The following is a 21,081-nucleotide window of genomic DNA, read 5'->3' on the forward strand; positions in this document are numbered from 1 at the left end:
CCTAATCCCATTCGGGATAATATATAGGCTTTTCCGCCTCATGGAAAGACAAGCATATGCAGAAGATATCGTTGTTCAGCGATAATAGCTTAACTTTTATGTATACTTCCGTATCATTTATTTTAGCTCCAAAAAGCATTATTTCTCCAGAAGGTTTGTTCTCATCTCTGTCTGTTTCCGGTCCATTAAAATAGTTTTTATAAGTTAGCTGCAAAAGATATTCTTTTACGTGAGTCGGCATCAATCCTAATTTACCCAAGGTATTCAAGTTTTTTTCTCTTGGCTCGAAGCTATATCTACTATTGTTTATACATTCTTTCATTTTTCTTAAAAAATCTATTACTTCTTCTTTTGTTGTAATAACCCCCATTGTTTCTTCCTCCATGATTCTACAGTTATATTATACGTCTTGGTTGAAAAATATGCAACATATTATTATCATAAGATAATATATTATTGTAGCCTCTCACACTTTCTGACCGCATTCTGCTCAAATTGAACGTCCGCAAATTTAACTCACTTTATTTGACCATAAAACCCGGACCTTGAAAATCCCCCTCAAAAGAGGCAAGCATTCACTCCTGCCGTCTTTTGAGGGATAAATAGCTTATACCGCAAACTCATTTTCAATTACAATCCTGACCATATGGTCATCTATCAAACGCTTTTGACTGGCTGAGGCCGAAAGCAGACAGGCAAGGCAGACATTGTTTATCTTTCTTGCAATGCCTCCGGAATATTCATAGATAACATCCAGAGCATCATCAGTGAAGATTGAGGAAGTTGCTCCGGCAATCTTCAGATGGTGGCAAACATATTCTTTGGATTCCTGCCTGTCCATGGGTGGTAGGTGATACCGGAGATTTACTCTCTGAGCAATGGCTTCATAGACTTGAAGCTGCAATACCCTTTTAAGTTCCGGCTGGCCCACCAGTATGAGACTCAAAGGGTTGTAGGAGTCCATCCGGAAATTGAGTAAAAAGCGCATTTCTTCCAGCATTTCTTTATCCAACAGGTGTGCTTCATCGATTATTATGACTGGTGTTTTTCTTTCATTTTCCGCAAGGTCCAATATTACCTGATGAAGCTGTCTTTTAGCCTGGCCCCGGTTAAACTTTGGTTCACATCCAAGCTGCCTTAAAGATTCCCAGTAAAAATGCCTGGGGGTAAGGGCTGAGTCGCTGATGTAGATAACCCTGTATTTATTCGGATTTAAAAGCTCAAGAAGTTTTCTTAAAGCAGTGGATTTCCCCGAGCCCACTTCGCCTGTTATTAGGGCAAAGAGGCGTTTTTCTGCAGTGTATTTTAGCCTTGATACTAACTCTTCATAGGCCGGGGTGCTGAACAGTTTTCCTACAGGCACATCTTTTTGAAAAGGAGTTTTTTCAAATCCAAAGAAAGGCTCAAACATTGTTTTCCCCTCCTTCCATACGGCGGAAGGGGATGGCACCTAATTTGTCTTTCATGCGGTTTTGAGCTTGTTTTTCCAATATGCTCAAAAGTCTTGAACCGGATGATTTTTGAGGAGTTGGGGCATCTTTTTTGCTATAGGACACTTCATTGTATTCTCCTATGATAAGCGGCCTTGCTAAACCCCGTTTTTGACCTTTATGCCATACTTCTATTTCTTCAAGGTCAAAGGGGTCATAGCGTAAATCCACAGTCTTTCTTACCCATTCAAGGCCCACTTCATAGGTTTTGCCGCAAAGTTTTACACAGCCGGTTTTATCAACTTTTCGGCTTTCTTCTCGAAGGAAAGCATCCCTTAGCTCGTCAATATTGGCAAAGCGCAAGCGTCGGGTATCCTTTTGGAATCGACCGGCCGGGGTTTCACCTTCTAAGGAGCTGTGGGAATGATGATTGTATCCTTCTTCCACCCAGGCAAAGAAGGCTTTGTTTAATTCGTCCAATGTCCCGGGGTTTTGGAGGCTTACCTCGGCTAAAAAATCCTCTACGGTGCGGTTAATTCTTTCAATTTTGCCCTTAGACTCTGCGGAATATATTGGGGTATTTATATGGCGGATGCCCAGTTTACCGCAGGCTACTTTAAACCAGTGTGAGATGAATATCTTGCCATTGTCTACATATACCGCATCGGGGATGCCTCGTTTAAGTATAGCTTTCCTGAAACAATCTTCCAGTATGGGAAGCTTTTGATTTAGATAAAATTCACCATGGCATATTAATCTTGTGGCATCATCGATGAAGCATATGAGGTATGAGCGTATCTTTTTCTTTGGATTGGCCGGGTCCGGAAGGTAGGGGCCGTATTTGACGTCAGCTTGCCATAATTTGTTTCTGTGCTCTTTTTGAAATCTCCTGAGGGCTTTGGGCTCTTTTTGCTTTAATTCTTTTTGGGTTAAACCTAAGTTTGCAAGATACCGTGTAAGGGTGGATCTTGCTACATCCCCGGGGGATATGAGCTTTTCCCCCTCCAGGATCTGAAGTATCCTTGTAACACTTCTTTGGGGCAGTTCTTGTTTTAGACTTATGGCTTCTTTTAGGATATCTTCCGGTATGGCTCTTGTTTGTCCCTTATCGGAGCGCTCTTTTGGCATTAATCCATTAAGGCCTTTTTGCCTGTAGGCCTGTAAGTAGCGGCGCAGGGTCCTCTCTGAGATTTGGCCTTTTGACAGTATTTCATTTCTTCTTTTCCTTCTTTCCGCTGCTTCAAGGTCTTCTTCCAGAAGGGGTGAGATTAGTGCGAAGCGCTCCAGGGCTTTTTCCATACTTTCTTTGTTCATTTTGGTCATCTCCCCTGTTTTTTGTTTATCTAAAGACTACCACCAGGGGGAGACGGCCAAAAGAGCAAACTATGTTGATTTTTTTCCTAAAAGCCACAGGTTTGTGTTTTCCACGAAAAGCCAGGTGTTAATCTTTCCGAACAGGCAGCAGGAAAGAATATCGGGTAATAGTTTTAAAACGGTTTTTAAACGGCTAAAGCAGCTTTCTATTTCCCCGACTATGGATGACGTCTTGCCATACAGTCTGAACGCTATGCTCTCCAGAGTGCCTACAATTTCGCTTGAGAGGAGTTTAAATGTTTTTACCCAGCGTTTTGTGGTGGATATGTCCTGCTCTCCCTCTGTATATTCCGGTGAAATCCGTTTTTCCACCACATCTTCCACCGCTTCTTCAATCACTTTTGCCGGGTAATGCTTATAGGGCAAGATGAAATCCGGTATTATCGCATGGGTTTTCTTGCATCCCGGGCAGTAGTATCTGGCTATTGGGAATTCTTCTTTCCCGGCCGTTGTCTTTATCTTCCTAAGGTACATCCCATAACCTACAAGGGCGCTACCGCATATGGGACAGTGTAGTTTCATTTGAGCTAATTTATGCAAAAAAATATTACGATACTCCTTTACTGTTGAGCCTAAAAATGTTACAATCATAGTGACTTGATATTATGGAGAAGGCCTTCAGTAAGGGTAGGTCGGAAACTATCACCTTACTTGAAGGCTTTCTCTTTTTTCTCCCTCCCATGACTTGCTTCTTTCTCTTTTATTTCTTCAATAGGTGTTAAATTCCTTCTTAAAACGGTCAGGAAATTTGAGCAGGAAGGAGACAAAAAGAGTGGGAGGAAACAATATTATCAATTTTACATATTTATTGTAATTTGAAAAAACAATAGCACAATAAAGAAAGCAGAAATTTCTGCTCTCTAAAACTCATTTCAAGATTTATTTTATTGTTATTGCAGAACTGTAAGATTGGCCTGTTTCTGTCACATTACCTTCTTTAACTGAATGAACAGCTCTTAATCGATACATATAACCTTTTGGTACAGAAACGGAATTTATCTTTCCCCATACTTCAGAAGTGTTATGTTCTCAATGGTAGACCATGTTTTATAATTCGACCATTTTCCATCTGTATATCTTTCCAGATAAAATTTTATACCAATTAATGATTATTGACATCTGCCCTTTTTATAAAGCTCAATCATCTCCATAATCAATTCTTGTTCAAGGTCTTCCCTGATATTTTGTGGTGCCAAACGGGAATATTTTAATATCAAAGGCATGTATTTTTGTGTTATGTATTCTTCATCAATGCCTTTTTGTTGCCATGTCTCTTATTGCACTTTTATCATTCCTTTCTTTTGTATCCCATGTGGCTTAAATAATCCCTCATTTTCGCCAGGGATTTTTTTATTGTCTTACTTATCTTTGGCTGGCTGATTCCAAGCATTTTAGATATTTCGACTTGATTGTAACCTCTTATCGCTGATAAGATAATAATTTTTCTCTCTAGAGGCAAAAGAATTGATAAAGCTTGTCTCAAAATCAATCGATTGCGGGCCTGGTCCTCAAAAACACTATCTTCTTCAGCTACCAGCTCGATTGCCTCAACTTTATTATCCTCATCTTCCATTACAATCGGGTAATTTAATATTAATTTCTCTCTTTTATTCTGTTCATGGTTTTTCTTCAAAAACCGGTAAGCTTTATATTTTATCCATTTTTCAATATACGATTCCATGGAAACGCCCCATTTGCATTTTCCTATATATAAGACGAAAAAATTCGAAAAAAGTTCCATGTTTTTAAAAAAATTTTTTAAAATATGGGTTTTTGTGGAATAATTTTTGAGGCTCGATGTCTTTTATATAGTAGAGGGGTAATTTATGGGAAAGAGGGTGATTCCGTTGGGTGATTATAAAAAAATTATTAATATCACCAATTAAATCTCAAAATAATATTCATAAGGAAGAATCCAGATGTGCACTCTACAAACAAAAAAAATATTAGTCATTTCTTTGTGTTTTGCATGATGGCATTTAATTTCGTTTATGCAGCTACACCAGATAATATAAATGATTCCATAAAATCCGTCCATTTAACCGAAGAGTTATGTAATGAGGTTAATATTATGAGGAAAACAGTCCTTTTAAGCATCATTTTATTTGTTTTCATATTAGGTGGTTGCAGTATTAGCTTTGAAGAAAAGGCAAATCAAGAAATAGAAAAAATACTAAACGAGTCTAGTTATGAAAACATAATAGCTTATAAAGGAGAAGGTCAAAATTGGAAAGTAACTTATATTGATGAATATACGGATATTTGCGAAAAGGATAGTGAGAATAAAAATCAATACTATATGAAAGTTAAAAGAAACTGGATATTGGTTTATAAAGGGAAAAATTTAAATGATGTGAACACGGATGATGTCAACTGTTACTTTAAATCTCCGATTAACGGACATTCTATATCTGCAAAGTTTGAAAATGGTATTTTCATAGCACAGGAAGAAAAAGAGCAAGACACAAGCATTCCCCGGGGGCAGGAAGATTTTAAGTACGAAGCAATAATATCATGGTATGAAAAAAATATGCAAAAGAATGAAACTATTATATTACACATTGATAAAAAACGGCTTGCTGCAGATAAATTAGCTGAATAATATTTTTGCGACAGGGAGAGAACCGTCCCCTGTCGCGTTAGGAACCACCTGCATAGCAGCAGGTGGTTTTCGTTATACAAACAGGTCTTGAAACTATTATGTTTCAAGACCTGTATATTTTCTATTCCTCAGGATAAATCTTTTCGCCTTCAGTTTTTATCAGTTCTTTGAAAGCCGCAAGAAGCTGCTTGGTCACCGGTCCGGGTTTGCCTTCGCCTATTACCCTGCCGTCTACCTTTACCACCGGGATCGCTTCGGCAGCAGTTCCCGTTAAGAAACACTCATCGGCAGTATATACTTCATAGCGGGTAAATAATTTTTCTTCCACTTTTATACCTATTTTTTTAGCCGCTTCTATTACAGCATCCCGGGTGATGCCTATCAACAGTCCCGCATAGGTCGGAGGAGTTATAACCACCCCGTTTTTAACAATAAATATATTGTCTCCGGTGCACTCCGCCACATAGTTGTCAACGTTTAAAATCAAAGCTTCGGGAACTCCGGCAAGGTTTGCTTCAATTTTGGCCATTATGTTGTTCAGGTAGTTTAAGGACTTCATCTGAGGGTTGACTGCTTCCGGCGGGTTTCTCCGGGTGGCAGCAGTTATGATTTCAAGCCCTTCCTCGTACATTTTATCAGGGTATAACACGATTGAGTCGGTAATGCAAACTATTGTGGGCTTGCGGCACTTTCTCGGGTCCAGGCCTAAGTCTCCTTCTCCTCTAGATACAATCAACCGAATATAGGCATCTCTAAGTCTGTTTCTTCGCAGTGACTCCAGCACCACTTCGATCATTTCCTGTTTTATAAGAGGGATGTCGAGCATGATTGCTCTGGCTCCATTATACAGCCTGTCAATATGTTCTTTCAGTCTGAAAACTCTACCGTCATAGGCCCTGATACCTTCGAACACACCGTCTCCATATAAGAAACCATGGTCAAATACCGATATCTTAGCCTCTTCTTTTGGATAGTATTCCCCGTTCACGTAAACCTGAATGCTCATTAAGAAGACCTCCCTGGTTTAAATTTTATAATATTTGCACTTCACATAATCATCGTATTGTAAAGTTGTTAAATTTAACATAATACTTTTTTAACATTATGTCAACATCAATCTAATCCAATCATGCGGTTTATGGGCATTCCTGCGGGCACCATGGGCATTACCATTTCTTTTGAGTCGATTCGGACATCTATGACAACCGGCCTGTTTAATTCCATTGCTTTAATTATCGTCTCCGCCACCTCTTCTTTTTCCGTTATCCTGAATCCCGTCGCCCCGCAGGCTTCCGCCAGTTTTACATAGTCCGTGATTTCCGTCAGTTCAGAATGCGAAAACCTTTTTTCATAGAACATTTCCTGCCACTGGTGTACCATCCCCAGGGTCCTGTTATTGAAAATTATATTTATTACGGGAATGTTGTAGCTAGCGGCTGTGATAAGCTCATGGCAGTTCATCTCAAAACTGCCGTCTCCGGCTATATTAAACACCACTTTGTCCGGTCTGCCCAATTTTGCTCCGATAGCCGCCGGAAGGCCGAATCCCATAGTCCCAAGGCCTCCCGATGTAATAAAGCTCCTGGGATTTTTAAACTTGTAAAACTGCGCAGCCCACATCTGATGCTGACCCACTTCAGTAGCGATAATGGCGTCGCCGGAAGTTATTCGGGATATTTCTTCTATGACATACTGTGGTTTGAGGCCCCTGTCGCAATATTTCATGGGATAATTTTTTTTCCACTCGCCTATCTTCTCAAGCCATTGATCCAGCTTCCGAGGTGATACAAGCTCTATTAACGTTCCGAGAACAGATTTTACATCTCCTTTGATTGGAAGGTCCACATCCACATTTTTACCCAGTTCAGCCGGGTCAATGTCAATATGGATTTTCTTTGCGCCAGGAGCAAAGGCATCTACTTTACCCGTAACCCTATCATCAAAACGAGCTCCTACAGCAATCAGCAAATCACATTCTGTAACGGCCATATTGGCATATGCAGTGCCGTGCATACCCAGCATTCCAAGGCACAGGGGATGCTCAGAAGGAAAGCCAGTTATGCCCATCAGCGTTGTAGTGACAGGGGCTCCGATTTTCTCCGCAAACTTTAAAAGCTCAAGATTCGCACCTGAAGTCACGACTCCGCCGCCTGCGTAAATAACGGGTCTTTCAGACTCGTCAATCATTCGTGCAGCCTTATGCAGCTTTTTCTGCCAGCTTTCGGAAACTTTTTGTTTTGATGTAAAAGACGCCATAAAGCCGTTCACATCTTTTTTAACATTTGCTTCGTCTACTTCCCCTGCCATCACATCTTTCGGCAAATCCACCACCACGGGCCCGGGTCTTCCGGTAGTGGCTATCAGAAAAGCCTCCTTGACCTTTTTCACTATATCGTTTTTATCCCGAATGATAAAGCTGTGCTTTGTTATGGGCAGAGTAACTCCGGTGATATCCACTTCCTGAAAAGAGTCTTTGCCGAGCAGGCTCAAAGGTACCTGGCCGGTAAAAGCTACCATGGGTATTGAATCCATATACGCAGTGGCAATGCCCGTAACCAGGTTGGTGGCTCCCGGGCCGGAGGTGCTCAAAGCCACCCCTACCTTACCCGTAGCCCGTGCATAGCCGTCGGCTGCATGGGCCGCCCCCTGCTCATGCACCGTCTTAATATGACGTATTTTCCTGTTACTGTAAAGAGCGTCGTAAATGGGCAGGGCTGATCCCCCTGGAAAACCGAATATGGTATCAACGCCAATTTCTTCCAATGTCCTCAGCAAAAGCTCCGCACCGGTCATTATTCTCACCTCTTTAAAAAATTTTGCAAACAAAAAACCCTTCGCCTCTACATAAAGGGGCGAAGGGTTCCGCGTTACCACCCTGCTTCATCCATACCTCACGGTATAGACCTCTACAGGTACAGGGCTTTTGGCCCGATACCCGGCCGCTCTAACGGGAGCCAATTCCCACCAGGGACCCGGCCGGAACTACTTTGCTTTCATCCCGGCAGCTCTGAGATGATCTTCACTGAGAACCTCCGGCATCGGCTTTCACCAACCCCGACTCTCTTTCGCCGCTGCAGTTCCCGCTACTCTTCTCTTCATGGCTTTTATCACTATTGTGATAAATTATAACATTAAATGGAGCGGAAAACAATACTTCCATGAAATGTTCAAATAAAATTTACAATATTGTACTTAATTGAAAAAGTGATTTCTCCGTCCGAGGAGTAGTGCAGCAGTAACGGCTATGCATAGTCTTAAGGTACTCACGGTGGCTTTTAAGGGACATGTTCACACCACATCCCCATGGTCAAGATTTCGCTGTGAGTGATCTACAACTTCTTCGGTAATATTTTAACTAAGTGATCGCGCCATGCGAACCACGTAACTATGCGAAGGGTATTATTGACCGGCTAAACGATGAATGGGTATAGGCATTACTGGCCATCGGAACAAAGCCTACCAACAGGATAATTGCTGGATAGTATTTTCGGAGATTTGGTGACGCCTGGCGACCAGGGCTACGTTACCGACCTCCTGACATTCTATAACCTCACCGTCGACTATGCCTCCATATTCAATTAGTAGCGGTTTGTTCATTTGTAGAGCCATACTAGACCCGAGCCGTTGAAGCAGACCAGCGATTTCCAGCACCAGCTTGGTCGCTTTTACATCCCTGGCCCGTTCTTCTTAGACCAGCGCCTGCAGGACCTCCGGCGCCGCTTCAATGGCCTGGGCTATGATGACCTGCTTGCGCTTCTACACGATATCGATAAACAAGTAGAGGTTATCACCTAGGAAATAGCAGAATGTCCATATCCTTGCTCTCGTTTCCAGGTCAAAGTAAGGGTCTGAGGCTATACTCCTACCTAACTTATTAGCTAAGCCCATAATTCGCAGGTTAGGCACATCGTATTCTTCCAAGCAGATAGCAAATAAACGAATCTACTCCTGCTGCACCTCAGAAAGGACAGCATAACTTCCTACAGCAAGCCCAAGCTTATATATCAGCTGGATATGCCGATCTTTTACATTGCCGACAGTATAAAAATAAGTACCGTCCAGCATCTCCCCTTCCGAAAAGACTATGGCCGCAAATTCTTTCATAAGCTGGTGGGTGGTTCCCTTTGGATCAATGTTTTGTTTGATAAGGTGCTCCAAGATGCAGTAAGCCATAAGAGCTATGAACGTGATCAGGGTTAACCCTTTAATCCGTTCTTCTCTATGTAAGAATATGGGCCTTACTTTAATCTTCGATTTAAGGTATCTCATGGGTTGTTCCACACTGTATTTTTTTCGGGTTCTCAGAAACAGTTCCCTTGTAGAGTATTTTTCGTAGTCATAGACATTAGTAACGACAGGATAAAGACCATCTTGTTTTTCTATCTCAGCCAGCAGTTGTTTATCTATGCTGTAAACAAGCTGGAGCTGACCGTCTTTTTCTTCTACTGTAGGATTGCCAAAGATGGGGCGAAGATAGGATTTTGGCCCTTGAAAGCAGTTGTCAAGCTGCTTTTGGGCATACTCTTTGTTTTTGTAGCGCCGCTTGTTTAACTTTGTTGCAGATATGTCTTCCAGTCGTTCTTTTATATCAGTCATGTATTTTTCTCTTTTTTCTCGATCCAGCTTGGCACGGCTCTTGCTCCAGATTATTAAGCAACGAGCCCAGAATTCGGGGGTGTCTTTGAGTTCTTGTTGTTTCTTTTTGTCTTGAAGGTGAATGTAAACTCCCCGTTCTGTTACTTTAAATTTTGGTGTCCCATCTTTATCCGGAAAAATACAACCGTCTAATTCTTCCACAGTAACAGAACGGATGGCTTCTTCAAAAAGGCTTGATGCAGGGCTGGGTGCGATGAATCTGATGTTGTTTTTATTCAGCAGAAGGCAGTTTGGGATAGTGCCTACAGCGTTATCTCCGGTAAAAAGAATGTCTTCTTTATTAAATGATACTTGACTTCCGGCTGTACAAAACTATTTATCGGGGTCACGAAGAGAAACATCGGCCGCTAGGACTCCAATGACACTGCCGTCACCATCCCGTATGGGCAAAGACAGTGTGCAACAGGGTTGCCGGGTGATGGCTGACACATATAAGGGGGAAATATACTCTTCGCCCGCCATGGCCTTTTGCCACCAAAGGCGGTTCCGGGCGTTGGCTAGAGCGGCTGGCGGTTGGGAGAAGATAAAAGAGCCGTCACTGCGGTTAGAGTAAACCGCCTCTACATCTGGCCTTTTAGCTAGCCATTCGAGAAGTATCGCCCTGTGAGTGTCAGGCTCTAAGATTTGGATTCCGGGCTGGAGGCCAGCTCCCGTAAGGCAGTTATTATGGCTTCTAGCTTCACTCCGTCCCTCTTTAAAGTGTCCTCCTCGGCTATCCAGTCTAAACCCCCTGTATTAGCGTTCCTTTCCACTATACGGGCTACTTCCGCGAGCATCTGCCCTATTTGTTGGATGCTGGTGAAGCTGTTCTCCAATATATCTACCGCGGTTCCCAGTTGTAAGAGATATTCTTTGATCTCGTGATAGGCCTCGTCCACTTTGCACTTTACGCCAGCCATCTTAAGCTCAAAGTGAGTCATACTTTCTTCAACCTCTTCGATCGCCTGTACCCCCGCATTGATACTTTCCTGCCCCGTCTGGATGCGTTCCATTACTTGTTTGGTCTTCTCTTTGATCTTGTACAAGATAATACCGGTTTCCTTCACAGCTTCCTGAGTATGGTCCGACAGTTTTTTCACTTCCCCTGCCACCACATTGAACCCAAGCCCATGCTCACCAGCCCGGGCAGCTTCGATGGCGGCGTTTAATGAGAGCAACCTGGTGCGCTGGGATATCTGCCCGATATTGTCCACAATCTCGTCTACCTGGCTGACCGATTGCCTTAACTCTGTCATTTCTTCAGATACTCTACTGGAATAAAGACAGATGCACTCTATGGCCGCAAGGGCCTGTTGCAATGCTTTTCGACAATTATCTAGTGAACTTTGATTTTGCAAGACTTCCTGGGTTAACCTATCTTCGAGACTATAGATGACCTCCGCCGCCTTCTGTAGCTGGTTAAAAGCGGAAACAGCCTTTTTAGCGTTTTCTCTTACCAATGACATCTGCTCTACGGCGGAAAAAACCTGAACTGCTGTTAGCTGGTAATCCCGTATCAGTGTGCGCAGCTTTTTCTCTAGACTCATAGCCTGTTCCTGGGAGTATGGCGATGAAAATCAAATGTTCTTCTCATCTTGAGTTTAAACAGTTTTTACAGCCAGCAGATTCCTTTGTTGTGGACCGTCAATTCAAAAAGGCTTATGTCTTTCTCCAGGTCTTTGACTAAGGTCTGGTTTTTGAATCTGGACCCTGCTGTTTCTTTGTTGTCTAAGTGTTTTTCTTCTTCTATGGGTAGGCCTGTAAAATATGATCCTGTGTGTATTTTAAGGTCTTTTGTGTTGATGTTGGATCTTGATACCATAGTGTTACTAAAACTCCCAGGGATTCTAAGGCATGGCGTAAGGTTTATGCTATGCGGTTTTCTTCGGAACACTCGTTTGAGCGTATTAAGAATGATTATGAAATTGAGCGCTGAAGGGTTAAAAGCCGCAAGAATTGGTATTTCTTTATTTATTTTGCTGCTATGAACTTTCAGCTTGATGTTTGGGTAAAAGCCGCCAAGGATAATGATTTTGATATCTGGGCTGAGGTTTTTCTCTTTTTTTGGTTTTATTTTGGTATGTTTTTTTATTTCTTTGTTTTTTTATTCTTCACTTCATTCTTTTGGTAAAAGGTTATGGTTTATTGTTTTTTTGGTTGGGTTTGTTATTTTTTACAGGCAATTATTAACTGTTTCTAAAATTACTCTAACTAAGAAGTCTTACCATTTTGATTTTGTTTTATTTCAGCCGTCTCCGGTTTTAAATTTGATATTTCCTTCATCAGGCTCTCTTTTGCAAAATTAATCAGTTCTTGTTCATCTTTGCCATTATCAGGGTATGTAGCCACACCAAAATGCCACTTGCCGGGCAATCTATCCTTAATTTTTTTTATCACAACCATTGCACCATTAGCTCCTGTAATTGGGAGGATTAAAGCTAAAGTATTACTGTTAATCTCAAATACCGTATCTATATCACGAATTTTCTGCTTTACTTGTTCTGCAATCCCTGAAATCTCATTCTTAAACTTTTTTTCGCACTGTACAAGAATCAGAGAAAGATTTAGATTACCTCTTTTGGCACGGTTTATTTCGCTTCTTAACAACCTTTGAAGTTCTGAATAAAGATTTTTTTTCTGCAGGGAGACCTATTAGTTTTTCTACACGTTTTACAAGTTCCTCTGTTTTAAATGGTTTACTTAGATATTCTACTGCACCCATTTCTATCGCTCTCATAACTGAGGAAGCTGTGGCATCTCCGCTTAGTATCATCACAGGAACATCTTTATATTCTGAACATGATTTTATTTTCTCCATAAGTGCAAAACCGTCTTGGCGCGGTAGATTGATATCTACTATTACCAGGTCAAATAATTCTTTATTCTTTTTTATTTTTAACATTGCTTCTTCAGCGGTAATGGCCGTTTCAATATCATAACCCTCTGCTTCCAATATCTCTTTGACCATAAATCGTATTATTGCGGAATCATCCACTATAAGAACATATTTTTTATCATTTTTTTCTTCCATATACTTTTATGAAGGCCACCTTGAACCGTTTAACTTTAAAAAGAAAGCGGCCTTTTCATTGTCCTCCTTTCTAGATATACTTTTTCTGGCCTTTTTTACCTGTCTTTGCTCTATTAATCGATTCGTCATAAAATAACAAAATTCCTCTAAAAAACAATAATAAAAACAATCTTTTTTTCATACAACAAAATGTTATCAGCTTCTTAAAGTACAAAAAGGGGAGTGCCGCGGAGGGTGCGCTGGACGCCGGCAATTTCTTGAAGCCCAGGCTGGCCCGGGGCGAACTTCGAACCATCGGGGCCACCACCATAGAGGAATATCGAAAATACATCGAAAAAGACAAAGCTCTGGAGCGCCGTTTCCAGCCAGTGCTGGTAGAGCCGCCTTCGGTGGAAGACACCATTTCCATATTGAGGGGTCTTAAAGAAAAATACGAAATGTATCACGGAGTCAAAATCAAAGACGGTACCATCATCACCGCTGCGGTGCTTTCCGACAGATACATCCCGGATAGATTACTGACAAGGCCATAGTCCTCATGGATGAAGCGGCGGCGCGACTTCGGACGGAAATCGGCAGCATGCCAGCGGAACTGGATGAAATCCTGCGAAAAATTACCCAGCTTCAGATAGAAGAAACAGCTTTAATGAAGGTAAAAGACCTAATCACAAGAATTCACGACCTAAAAAAACAGATTGATGAAATTAAAATCCAGATTGAAAAAGCCAACCGGGAATATGATTTAAACAAAGTGGCGGAACTGAAATTCGGTAGGTCGAACGAACTAGAAAGAAGGTTGAGCGAGGAAGAAAATGCCATGATGAAGGAGCATACAAAAGACGCTCTTTTAAAAGAAGAGGTGGATGAAGAAGAAATAGCCCTGGTGGTAAGCCAGTGGATAGGTATTCATCTAGAGTCGACAACAACAAGGAAAAAAGCGTTTTTTGTCGAATATACATTACACCACTGTATCATAAAAATTCCAAAACTCAAGGAGGCAAAAACTGTGGATTTTAAAAACGTTGCTTCATACACTGCAACCGCCGGGACCGGTAACGCAGCAACTCACGTCCACTTACTTTCGCTTTTAGAGACCAGCCTCGACCACGTACTTCGGACAGTGGGTCTGGAGAAGGGAATTATCTGGCTTCATCCCCACAGGGTGATGCGCGGACTGTCCGAGAAAGTGTTTGAGATCGGGCAAGCCGCTACTCAAGCCAACCTGAGCATCCCACACGTGCAGGTCGTTTCCGACTGGCAAAAGGTCGGAGAGACTCACCCCGAACTGGTACCTCTGGCAAATGTGATAGTGCGTTTGGGTATCCGGGCTTCCATCGTCGTCTCCCTCCAATACAGGGAACGTACCGGCGGACTTGCCGTGGCGGCGTCCCAACCGCGGGCGTGGACAAACACGGAAATAGCCATCGTGGAAACCGCGGTTCACCTGCTTAAAGCAGCCATCGAAAGTCTGCTGGCGGAGGAAGAACTCCGGAGGGCGAACCGCGCCCTAAAAGTGCTCGGCAAGTGCAACGAAGCAGTAGTGCGGGCAGTGGAGGAAACCACGCTGTTGCAGGAAGTTTGCCGCCTGCTGGTGGAGGATGGCGGGTACCGTCTGGCCTGGGTGGGCTTTGCTGAGCAGGATACAGCCAAAACGGTGCGCGCGGTGGCTCAGGCCGGATTTGAAGAAGGCTATCTGGAAACGGTAACCATCACCTGGGATGATTCCGAGAGCGGCCGCGGGCCTACCGGCACGGCCATACGCACCGGCCAGCCGGCGGTTTTCAGAAACATGCTGACCAATCCCGCTTACGCTCCCTGGCGTGAGCAGGCCACCCGGCGCGGCTATGCCTCATCCATTGCCCTGCCGCTCAGTGCCGGAGGGCATACGTTCGGTGCGCTCAACATTTATGCTTCGGAACCGGATGCTTTTTCGCCGGACGAAGTCGAGCTACTGCGGAAACTGGCAGACAATCTCTCGTTTGGTGTTCAGTCCATGCGCGCCCGAATTGCGTCGCACAAGAGCGAGTCGAAGTACCGCACCCTGGTGGAGCAGGCCTCCGATGGCATCTTCCTGGCCGACGCACAGGGGCGCCTTGTGGAGGTGAACCCAAGCGGTTGCGCCATGTTGTGCTATACACGAGATGAGATGCTGCAACTCAGCATCCAAGACTTGATTCCGCCAGAGGACCTGCCCGCTCAGCTTATCCGCTTCGACGAATTGCGGATCGGGAAAACCATCCGTGTCGAGCGGCGGCTGAAGCGCAAGGACGGCTCCTTCATACCCGTCGAGGTAAGCATCAAAATGCTGGACAACGGGCTGTTGCAAGGCATTGTTCGCGACATCACCGAGCACAAGCAAATGGTGGAGGAAATCCGCCGCCAGGCCGCCCGTTCCGAGGCGTTGCTGCGCATCGCCTCCCGCCTCAACGCCCAGCTTGACCTGGACCGCGTGCTGCAGGTGGTTTGCGAGGAAACCCGGGCCGCGCTCCATGTACCCGTGGCAGCCGTCCTGTTGCACGACGCCCGGCACGACGCGCTCAACCTGGCCGCCGGCTCAGGGTTACCGCCGGAACTGGCCGAGCGTATGAGACCGCTTCCGCAGGCCCTTTATGAAGCGTATATCTGCCATGGGGAGTCGGTCGTTGTAATTTCGGATCTTTGGAGCATCCCGGACCGGCTCGTGGCGGACTTGTGCGTCGATTGCAACCTCCGCACTGGCATCGGTGTGAAGATGCAGCGGGAGGGGCGCTTCATCGGTGTTTTAACCCTGCTCACCTCAGGCGAAGAAGTGCGCCACTTTACCGTCGAAGAACTGGCGCTGCTCCAGGGCCTAGCGGATCAGGCTGCTCAGGCCATTACTAACGCCCGGTTGTTTGCCGAGACGCGGCGCCGACTGAAGTTCGTGCATGCCCTGCGCAATATCGACCTGGCCATCACGGGGAGTCTCGATCTGCGCGTCACTTTCAGCGTGGTACTTGACGAAATAACCGCTCAACTGGGCATGGACGCTGCCGCCATTTTGCTCTTCAACCTGCACACCCAGACGCTGGAATACGCCGCCTGGCGCAACTTCCGCACGGATGCTCTACGTCGTGTCCGCCTGCACCTAGGAGAAGGCTACGCCGGCCGTGCAGTCCTCGAACGCCGCACCAAATACATTCCCTTCCTGCCCGAGGCCGAGCGCGACCCGGTCCAGGCCCCGCTTCTGGCGGACGAAGGCTTTGTCACCTACTGTGCTGTGCCCCTTATCGCAAAAGGGCAGATTCAGGGGGTGCTGGAAGTATGCCACCGGTCGCCCGCTGACCCTGATGGAGAGTGGCTGGATTTTTTGGAAGCTCTGGCCGGGCAGGCCGCTATTGCCATTGACAACGTCGCTCTGATTGACCAGCTGCAGCGTTCCCACCTGGAGCTGATCCTGGCATATGATTCTACCATCGAGGGCTGGTCGCGCGCCCTGGACCTGCGGGACAAGGAAACCGAAGGCCACAGTCAGCGCGTCACGGAGATGACCCTGCGCCTGGCAAGGGCGCTTGGAATGAAGGAAGAGGAGCTGGTGCATGTGCGCAGAGGAGCCCTGCTGCACGACATCGGCAAGATGGGCGTCCCCGACAGCGTCCTGCTCAAGCCCGGGCCGCTTACTCCAGAGGAGTGGGAAATCATGCGCCGGCATCCTCAGTACGCCTACGAGATGTTATCTCCCATCGCCTACTTACGCCCGGCGCTGGACATACCTTACTGCCACCATGAGAAGTGGGACGGCACCGGCTACCCGCGAGGGCTGAAGGGTGAACAGATTCCGCTGGCGGCACGCATCTTTGCCGTAGTGGATGTGTGGGATGCCCTAAGTTCAGACCGTCCCTACCGGCCAGCCTGGCCGCCGGAAAAAGTACGCTCCTATCTGAGGGACGAAGCAGGCAGGCACTTTGACCCGCATGTGGTTGAGGCGTTTTTAAAGATTCTGGCATAGGTGAAAACATGCTTGGCCCACCGTTGATAGTACAGTGGGCCAAGCTGTGAAATTTTTTAAGTATTTTCAGCCTTGCCTCGGCCCTCATCCCTATCTCCTATGTTTTTCGCTCCGTGTGCCTCCTGGCAACACTTTTGAGCATGAGGAGAAAAGTCGACACACTTAATAAGCTCTCTTGTTTTTTTATGGGCTTCATATAACCTCTGCAGCCCGTAGTTCGTCACCGCTTCTCTACTGGCTTTTTACGCAATTCCTTCCCGCATCTTTTGCTTCATACAGCATGCTGTCTGCCCGCATGAGGATGGTATCAATTGTATCCGATGATCTGTAACCTGTTACACCGAAGCTCGCCGTCACACCCCCTACTTCCGGTATGTTCATGCTGCTCAGCTGTTCTCGAAGCTCTTCTGCTAAACCTGCTGCGTCTTCCACAGAAGTTTCTGGTAATAGAATTATAAATTCTTCTCCACCCCAGCGCGCAAAATAGTCTGTTTTGCGTATCCTTCCTTTTATCATATCAGCAACACTCTTGAGAACCATATCCCCCGCAGCGTGGCCGAAGCGGTCGTTTACGCTCTTAAAATGGTCCAGGTCAAACATAATAACTGAAAAGGGCTTCCCGTACCGCCGTGTGCGCTCCATCTCCTGTTCCAGCATCTGCATGAAAAAACGCCGGTTGTAAATATTTGTCAGAGGGTCAGTGATAGATTGCCGATAAAGCAATTCTTCATATTTTTTGCGTTCGCTGATGTCGCGCACAATTCCCAATGCATGCCAGGCATCCTTAATTTTCACAGCAGATAGCGAGAGTTCTACATCAATCTCATAACCATCTTTATGCTTTGCTTTCAGTTCAATCGTTTTCCCTACAGCACTTCCTTTCCCACTTAATTGAAATCTCTTGAATGCCTCCTTATATACGTCGTAAAGTCGTTCATCTTGTATCATCAACCTGTGCAGTTCCTTACCCATTACTTCTTCCCTGGAGTAACCGAATAACCGTTCTGTCGCAGGATTCCAGAAAGTTACATTCCCTTTATTGTCAATCATGATAATAGCGTCCCGCGCAGATTCCATTATAGTGCTTAAAATTTTATTCCTTTCCTGCAGTTCTTTTTCCATCGCTCTGCGCTCTGTTACATCAATTATAAGTGCCACATATACTTTTTCTTTCATAAATTCTACAAGCTGCAGGTGAACTTCTGCAGGATAGAGCGAACCATCTTTCCTTCGGTGTACTGTGTTAAAAATAATGCGCTTCTGTTTCCCTTCAGATAGAGGAGTAAGGAGCTCTCTGTAGCTCTGCAGGTCAAAATCTGGCTTCAGGTTAAGGGGGGTCATCTCATTCAGTTCTTCCTGGCTATATCCCAGGTTTTCTCTGGCACCGCGGTTTACTGCAATAAATTTTAATGTTTCGGGGTGAAATATATAGATTTCGTTCAGTGAATTTTCGAACAGGTACCGGTAAAATTTTAATTCTTTTTCAGCCTGCCAGCGCGCGGTAATGTCGAAGATGATTAAATAAAGCAATAACTTCCCCAGATAATTGACAGGGGATGAATATATTTCAACCAACCGCTCTTCTCCACTGGCCAGCCGATGGACACAGGCACAGGGATTGCAGTTGTTTTTAAAAGTTTCCATACACTCCTGGACACCATTTATGCTGGAAGAGACATTAATTGTTCTCATATCCATCTGCAGCAGAGTTTCCTTCGGATAACCATAGAAACGACAGGCAGCCCTGTTGGCATCAATAATGTGGCCCGACTCCGGTTCAATAAGCAGCATCACCGCTTCATTGGTTTCAAACATATTGCGGAACAGCTCTTCACTTTGCTTTACCCGGATATTTGCTTCGTGAAGTTTAAGTGCCATTTCCACTGTAGATACCAGCACATATTCGTCGACACCTTTCAGCACATAGCCGTAACCTGTAACAGACCGGATTTTTTCCATAATTTCTTTGCCGGTATGGGCAGTTAGGAATACGATGGGAATGTCTTTAAACCGCTGTATTATGCGTGCCGTATCTATCCCGTCGATTTTCCTCCCAAGTTCTATATCCATCAGGATGAGATCAGTGCCTTGGCTGCTGCGGGCTTTTTCTACAGCTTCTTCTCCTGTACGTACCATTTCTGTTTTGTATCCGTATTTACTTAAAATATCTGACGTTATTTGTGCATTAAGCCTGCTGTCTTCCACAATTAGGATTTTCTTAGGTATAGATGCATTCATGAATATAATCCCCCCTCCGGGAATGGTATCCAACAAAGTTTTATCCTATCCAATTCTCAAGTTTTAACTCTCCTATTTTACTAAAGTGCTTTATATTACCTGTCACAAGAAGATCGCAGGTTTCTAATGCTGTGGCGGCAATGAGAAGGTCTGCATCTGCCAACACATCTTCACTTTTCTCCAAACTTGCCTTTAGCTTTCCGAATCTTTTCATTATCGTTCTATTTGAATTTATAATGTTAACTGTAATAAGAAACTGTTCAACAAGGCTTTTATTCTTTGCGGGATTACCGGATTTCTCCGCACCATAGAACAGTTCAGCAACAGTCATAAACGACACGGCAGTTTGGTCAGGATATTGTTTTCTTTTCTCTATGACAGTCCTGTTGCCTCGAAGCAGGGAAACACAGACATCTGTATCTAAAAGTATCATAGTTTCACCTCACGTCCGGGTGTGCGATGTGATAAAATATCATTGATAATTTCATCAGTGGAACGTGAATCATCCCATTCACCCGCAAGCTTGTTCCATAATTCAACCTGGGCTTCAACAGAAATAACATTTTTATCATAATCCGATGTGTATTCTCTAAGGCTTTTCTCAAGAATTACTATAATCTCGCTGTTTAAACTTCTACGTTCAGCCTCTGACAACTTCCTCAGTCGCTCAAGAAGGCTTTCCGGTATATTGCGTATAGTTAAACTTGCCATTTTGCCTCCCCCTATCATAGCTGCATTATGATTGCATTATAGCATTAATTTGATGCTTCTGCAATAGCAATAATATATAAAGCTTAATCGGGAACTGGTTAAATCCTGCGATAGTGTAAAATTTTATTAGATCATTTAGCTCGAAAACGGCTGCTATATGTAGAAAAAAGACCTCACCATTCTCCAAATAGAACGAGTTAAAAAAATCAACAGGAAGGTGAGGTCAAATGTATAATTTAAAATTAATTGGCTGTTTATCGAGTCTTTTTTAAAAAACCTAAAAATACTTGACGCTATCTGATATGTGAAAACATAAAATAATCAGAATTTAAGAGACAAAAAAATATTAATGAGGTAGTGAAATAGTAAAAGTTATATTAAAACGTAAGTATGTTGAGGACTATATTGTATAATGAGGTTAAGTCGCAGTAGATAATAAATGCGTAGAATTTGAGGTGGATTAAGTGCGGAAAAAAATATTTTTTACAGTAGTCTTAATCTTTTTATTGGTAATTGTTTTTCACCTTACCCCTGCGGGGGCAATCCGTTTTTATGTTGCCCTACACGGTAGCCCTTTTGCAGCAGTGAAGGTTAAAATTGTACCAGGGGGATTCTACGAGCGTCACAGGGCTACTACGGCTTACGGGTGGCAATTTTTCGTTGAGGGTTATCATGAGCGTCAATTGGGTCAAGAAGTGCATTTCTTTTACTTAAACAAGAGTCCTGTCGGTTTATGGACAGTGACTTCAATTGGCACAGGCACATGAGAAACTTTTGGAGCTAGTGCATTGTAAACAGTGATTATGGAAGCCAGTTCACCAGTAATCGATACACAAAAATGCTTCTTGAAAATCAGATAAAAATAAGCATGGATGGTCGTGGCCGGGCTATGGATAACATTTTCACAGAGAGCCTCTGGCGGACCGTCAAATATCAGGAAGTGTAATTAAGGCTACATATTCACCAGCCGTGGATATGCCGCAGTTGTGGACTTGATGGATAACTCTTCGGGTTACCCGCAAGGCCCACAACTGCTTGGACAATGCATAGCGTTGCCCACATATCCACAGCTGCGGCTACTGCTTTTTACCAA

At 44.2% G+C, this 21,081-nt stretch carries 19 protein-coding genes, 3 pseudogenes and 1 other annotated feature; of the genes and pseudogenes, 5 read left to right on the forward strand and 17 right to left on the reverse strand.

Going from position 1 to position 21,081, the window contains the following annotated elements; all coding sequences use genetic code 11:
- Position 1 precedes the first annotated feature (1 nt).
- The 5 genes from AC6I1H_RS02105 to AC6I1H_RS02125 all read right to left on the reverse strand — a co-directional run bounded on the left by AC6I1H_RS02105 (position 2) and on the right by AC6I1H_RS02125 (position 4,545).
- Positions 2 to 370 (reverse strand): type II toxin-antitoxin system MqsR family toxin, encoded by a 369-nt coding sequence (locus AC6I1H_RS02105; RefSeq protein WP_497739390.1) that lies wholly within the window; start codon positions 368 to 370, stop codon positions 2 to 4.
- 237 nt (positions 371 to 607) lie between these two features.
- The gene (locus AC6I1H_RS02110) at positions 608 to 1,411 is read right to left on the reverse strand and encodes an ExeA family protein (protein WP_497737977.1); all 804 of its coding nucleotides are present in this window, start codon (positions 1,409 to 1,411) and stop codon (positions 608 to 610) included.
- Entirely contained in the window at positions 1,404 to 2,753 is a 1,350-nt protein-coding gene (locus AC6I1H_RS02115) for a transposase (protein ID WP_497737976.1), read from the reverse strand. Before AC6I1H_RS02115 ends, AC6I1H_RS02110 begins: the two co-directional genes overlap by 8 nt.
- Positions 2,754 to 2,813: 60 nt before the next feature.
- Positions 2,814 to 3,395, reverse strand: coding sequence for a DUF6431 domain-containing protein (locus AC6I1H_RS02120; protein WP_497739391.1), 582 nt, complete (start codon positions 3,393 to 3,395; stop codon positions 2,814 to 2,816).
- Positions 3,396 to 4,092: 697 nt separating this feature from the next.
- Positions 4,093 to 4,545, reverse strand: a complete 453-nt coding sequence (locus tag AC6I1H_RS02125; protein WP_497739392.1) for a sigma-70 family RNA polymerase sigma factor — start codon at positions 4,543 to 4,545, stop codon at positions 4,093 to 4,095.
- Between the two features lie 180 nt (positions 4,546 to 4,725).
- Here AC6I1H_RS02125 and AC6I1H_RS02130 point away from each other — a divergent pair, with 180 nt between their 5' ends.
- A complete protein-coding gene (locus AC6I1H_RS02130) occupies positions 4,726 to 5,406 on the forward strand; it encodes a hypothetical protein (RefSeq protein WP_497739393.1) in 681 nt (226 codons plus the stop codon).
- 121 nt (positions 5,407 to 5,527) lie between these two features.
- Here AC6I1H_RS02130 and ilvE read toward each other — a convergent pair whose 3' ends face one another.
- The 9 genes and pseudogenes from ilvE to AC6I1H_RS02175 form a co-directional block, all read right to left on the reverse strand.
- A complete protein-coding gene (ilvE, locus tag AC6I1H_RS02135) occupies positions 5,528 to 6,412 on the reverse strand; it encodes a branched-chain-amino-acid transaminase (RefSeq protein WP_497739394.1) in 885 nt (294 codons plus the stop codon).
- A 107-nt stretch (positions 6,413 to 6,519) separates the two neighbouring features.
- Positions 6,520 to 8,199, reverse strand: coding sequence for a biosynthetic-type acetolactate synthase large subunit (gene ilvB / locus AC6I1H_RS02140; protein ID WP_497740685.1), 1,680 nt, complete (start codon positions 8,197 to 8,199; stop codon positions 6,520 to 6,522).
- A 52-nt stretch (positions 8,200 to 8,251) separates the two neighbouring features.
- Positions 8,252 to 8,514, reverse strand: a binding site (T-box leader).
- A gap of 648 nt (positions 8,515 to 9,162) precedes the next feature.
- The gene (locus tag AC6I1H_RS02145) at positions 9,163 to 9,294 is read right to left on the reverse strand and encodes an EAL-associated domain-containing protein (RefSeq protein WP_497740686.1); all 132 of its coding nucleotides are present in this window, start codon (positions 9,292 to 9,294) and stop codon (positions 9,163 to 9,165) included.
- A gap of 54 nt (positions 9,295 to 9,348) precedes the next feature.
- Positions 9,349 to 10,335, reverse strand: a pseudogene (locus AC6I1H_RS02150) (IS1634 family transposase); the annotation flags it as partial.
- 39 nt (positions 10,336 to 10,374) lie between these two features.
- The gene (locus tag AC6I1H_RS02155) at positions 10,375 to 10,782 is read right to left on the reverse strand and encodes a PDC sensor domain-containing protein (protein WP_497740687.1); all 408 of its coding nucleotides are present in this window, start codon (positions 10,780 to 10,782) and stop codon (positions 10,375 to 10,377) included.
- Entirely contained in the window at positions 10,680 to 11,588 is a 909-nt protein-coding gene (locus AC6I1H_RS02160) for a methyl-accepting chemotaxis protein (RefSeq protein WP_497739395.1), read from the reverse strand. The genes AC6I1H_RS02155 and AC6I1H_RS02160 overlap by 103 nt, the downstream gene beginning before the upstream one ends.
- A gap of 65 nt (positions 11,589 to 11,653) precedes the next feature.
- Positions 11,654 to 11,863, reverse strand: a complete 210-nt coding sequence (locus AC6I1H_RS02165; RefSeq protein WP_497739396.1) for a hypothetical protein — start codon at positions 11,861 to 11,863, stop codon at positions 11,654 to 11,656.
- Between the two features lie 389 nt (positions 11,864 to 12,252).
- The gene (locus AC6I1H_RS02170; RefSeq protein WP_497739397.1) at positions 12,253 to 12,648 is read right to left on the reverse strand and encodes a GGDEF domain-containing protein; all 396 of its coding nucleotides are present in this window, start codon (positions 12,646 to 12,648) and stop codon (positions 12,253 to 12,255) included.
- Complete coding sequence (locus AC6I1H_RS02175; protein WP_497739398.1) at positions 12,611 to 13,072, reverse strand: response regulator; 462 nt, start codon at positions 13,070 to 13,072, stop codon at positions 12,611 to 12,613. The genes AC6I1H_RS02170 and AC6I1H_RS02175 overlap by 38 nt, the downstream gene beginning before the upstream one ends.
- Positions 13,073 to 13,296: 224 nt before the next feature.
- Between AC6I1H_RS02175 and AC6I1H_RS02180 the strand changes: the two are divergent.
- Both AC6I1H_RS02180 and AC6I1H_RS02185 read left to right on the forward strand, forming a co-directional pair.
- Positions 13,297 to 14,048: pseudogene (locus AC6I1H_RS02180) on the forward strand (ATP-dependent chaperone ClpB); the annotation flags it as partial.
- 30 nt (positions 14,049 to 14,078) lie between these two features.
- Positions 14,079 to 17,039 (forward strand): GAF domain-containing protein, encoded by a 2,961-nt coding sequence (locus AC6I1H_RS02185; protein WP_497740688.1) that lies wholly within the window; start codon positions 14,079 to 14,081, stop codon positions 17,037 to 17,039.
- 231 nt (positions 17,040 to 17,270) lie between these two features.
- On the opposite strand, the gene AC6I1H_RS02190 is transcribed toward AC6I1H_RS02185, so the two are convergent.
- Genes AC6I1H_RS02190 through AC6I1H_RS02200 form a run of 3 tightly spaced genes read right to left on the reverse strand, consistent with a single transcriptional unit; the run spans position 17,271 to position 19,988 of the window.
- Positions 17,271 to 19,277 carry a PAS domain S-box protein gene (locus AC6I1H_RS02190; RefSeq protein WP_497739399.1) on the reverse strand — a complete coding sequence of 669 codons (2,007 nt, stop codon included), beginning with the start codon at positions 19,275 to 19,277 and terminating at the stop codon, positions 17,271 to 17,273.
- Between the two features lie 40 nt (positions 19,278 to 19,317).
- Positions 19,318 to 19,710 carry a PIN domain-containing protein gene (locus AC6I1H_RS02195; RefSeq protein WP_497739400.1) on the reverse strand — a complete coding sequence of 131 codons (393 nt, stop codon included), beginning with the start codon at positions 19,708 to 19,710 and terminating at the stop codon, positions 19,318 to 19,320.
- Positions 19,707 to 19,988, reverse strand: coding sequence for a FitA-like ribbon-helix-helix domain-containing protein (locus AC6I1H_RS02200; RefSeq protein ID WP_497739401.1), 282 nt, complete (start codon positions 19,986 to 19,988; stop codon positions 19,707 to 19,709). The genes AC6I1H_RS02195 and AC6I1H_RS02200 overlap by 4 nt, the downstream gene beginning before the upstream one ends.
- A gap of 464 nt (positions 19,989 to 20,452) precedes the next feature.
- Between AC6I1H_RS02200 and AC6I1H_RS02205 the strand changes: the two genes are divergently transcribed.
- On the forward strand, positions 20,453 to 20,755 hold the full coding sequence (locus AC6I1H_RS02205; protein ID WP_497739402.1) for a YjcN family protein: 303 nt from the start codon (positions 20,453 to 20,455) through the stop codon (positions 20,753 to 20,755).
- A 20-nt stretch (positions 20,756 to 20,775) separates the two neighbouring features.
- A pseudogene (locus tag AC6I1H_RS02210) lies at positions 20,776 to 20,925 on the forward strand (IS3 family transposase); the annotation flags it as partial.
- Between the last annotated feature and the right edge of the window lie 156 nt (positions 20,926 to 21,081).

This window comes from Biomaibacter sp. TOL (assembly GCF_059717795.1).

Coding starts and splice junctions, on each gene's coding strand:
- AC6I1H_RS02105 (WP_497739390.1), bottom strand. CDS start 370: ATGGGGGTTATTACAACAAAAGAAGAAGTAATAGATTTTTTAAGAAAA.
- AC6I1H_RS02110 (WP_497737977.1), bottom strand. CDS start 1,411: ATGTTTGAGCCTTTCTTTGGATTTGAAAAAACTCCTTTTCAAAAAGAT.
- AC6I1H_RS02115 (WP_497737976.1), bottom strand. CDS start 2,753: ATGACCAAAATGAACAAAGAAAGTATGGAAAAAGCCCTGGAGCGCTTC.
- AC6I1H_RS02120 (WP_497739391.1), bottom strand. CDS start 3,395: ATGATTGTAACATTTTTAGGCTCAACAGTAAAGGAGTATCGTAATATT.
- AC6I1H_RS02125 (WP_497739392.1), bottom strand. CDS start 4,545: ATGGAACTTTTTTCGAATTTTTTCGTCTTATATATAGGAAAATGCAAA.
- ilvE (WP_497739394.1), bottom strand. CDS start 6,412: ATGAGCATTCAGGTTTACGTGAACGGGGAATACTATCCAAAAGAAGAG.
- ilvB (WP_497740685.1), bottom strand. CDS start 8,199: ATGACCGGTGCGGAGCTTTTGCTGAGGACATTGGAAGAAATTGGCGTT.
- AC6I1H_RS02145 (WP_497740686.1), bottom strand. CDS start 9,294: ATGGGCTTAGCTAATAAGTTAGGTAGGAGTATAGCCTCAGACCCTTAC.
- AC6I1H_RS02160 (WP_497739395.1), bottom strand. CDS start 11,588: ATGAGTCTAGAGAAAAAGCTGCGCACACTGATACGGGATTACCAGCTA.
- AC6I1H_RS02165 (WP_497739396.1), bottom strand. CDS start 11,863: ATGGTATCAAGATCCAACATCAACACAAAAGACCTTAAAATACACACA.
- AC6I1H_RS02175 (WP_497739398.1), bottom strand. CDS start 13,072: ATGGAAGAAAAAAATGATAAAAAATATGTTCTTATAGTGGATGATTCC.
- AC6I1H_RS02190 (WP_497739399.1), bottom strand. CDS start 19,277: ATGAATGCATCTATACCTAAGAAAATCCTAATTGTGGAAGACAGCAGG.
- AC6I1H_RS02195 (WP_497739400.1), bottom strand. CDS start 19,710: ATGATACTTTTAGATACAGATGTCTGTGTTTCCCTGCTTCGAGGCAAC.
- AC6I1H_RS02200 (WP_497739401.1), bottom strand. CDS start 19,988: ATGGCAAGTTTAACTATACGCAATATACCGGAAAGCCTTCTTGAGCGA.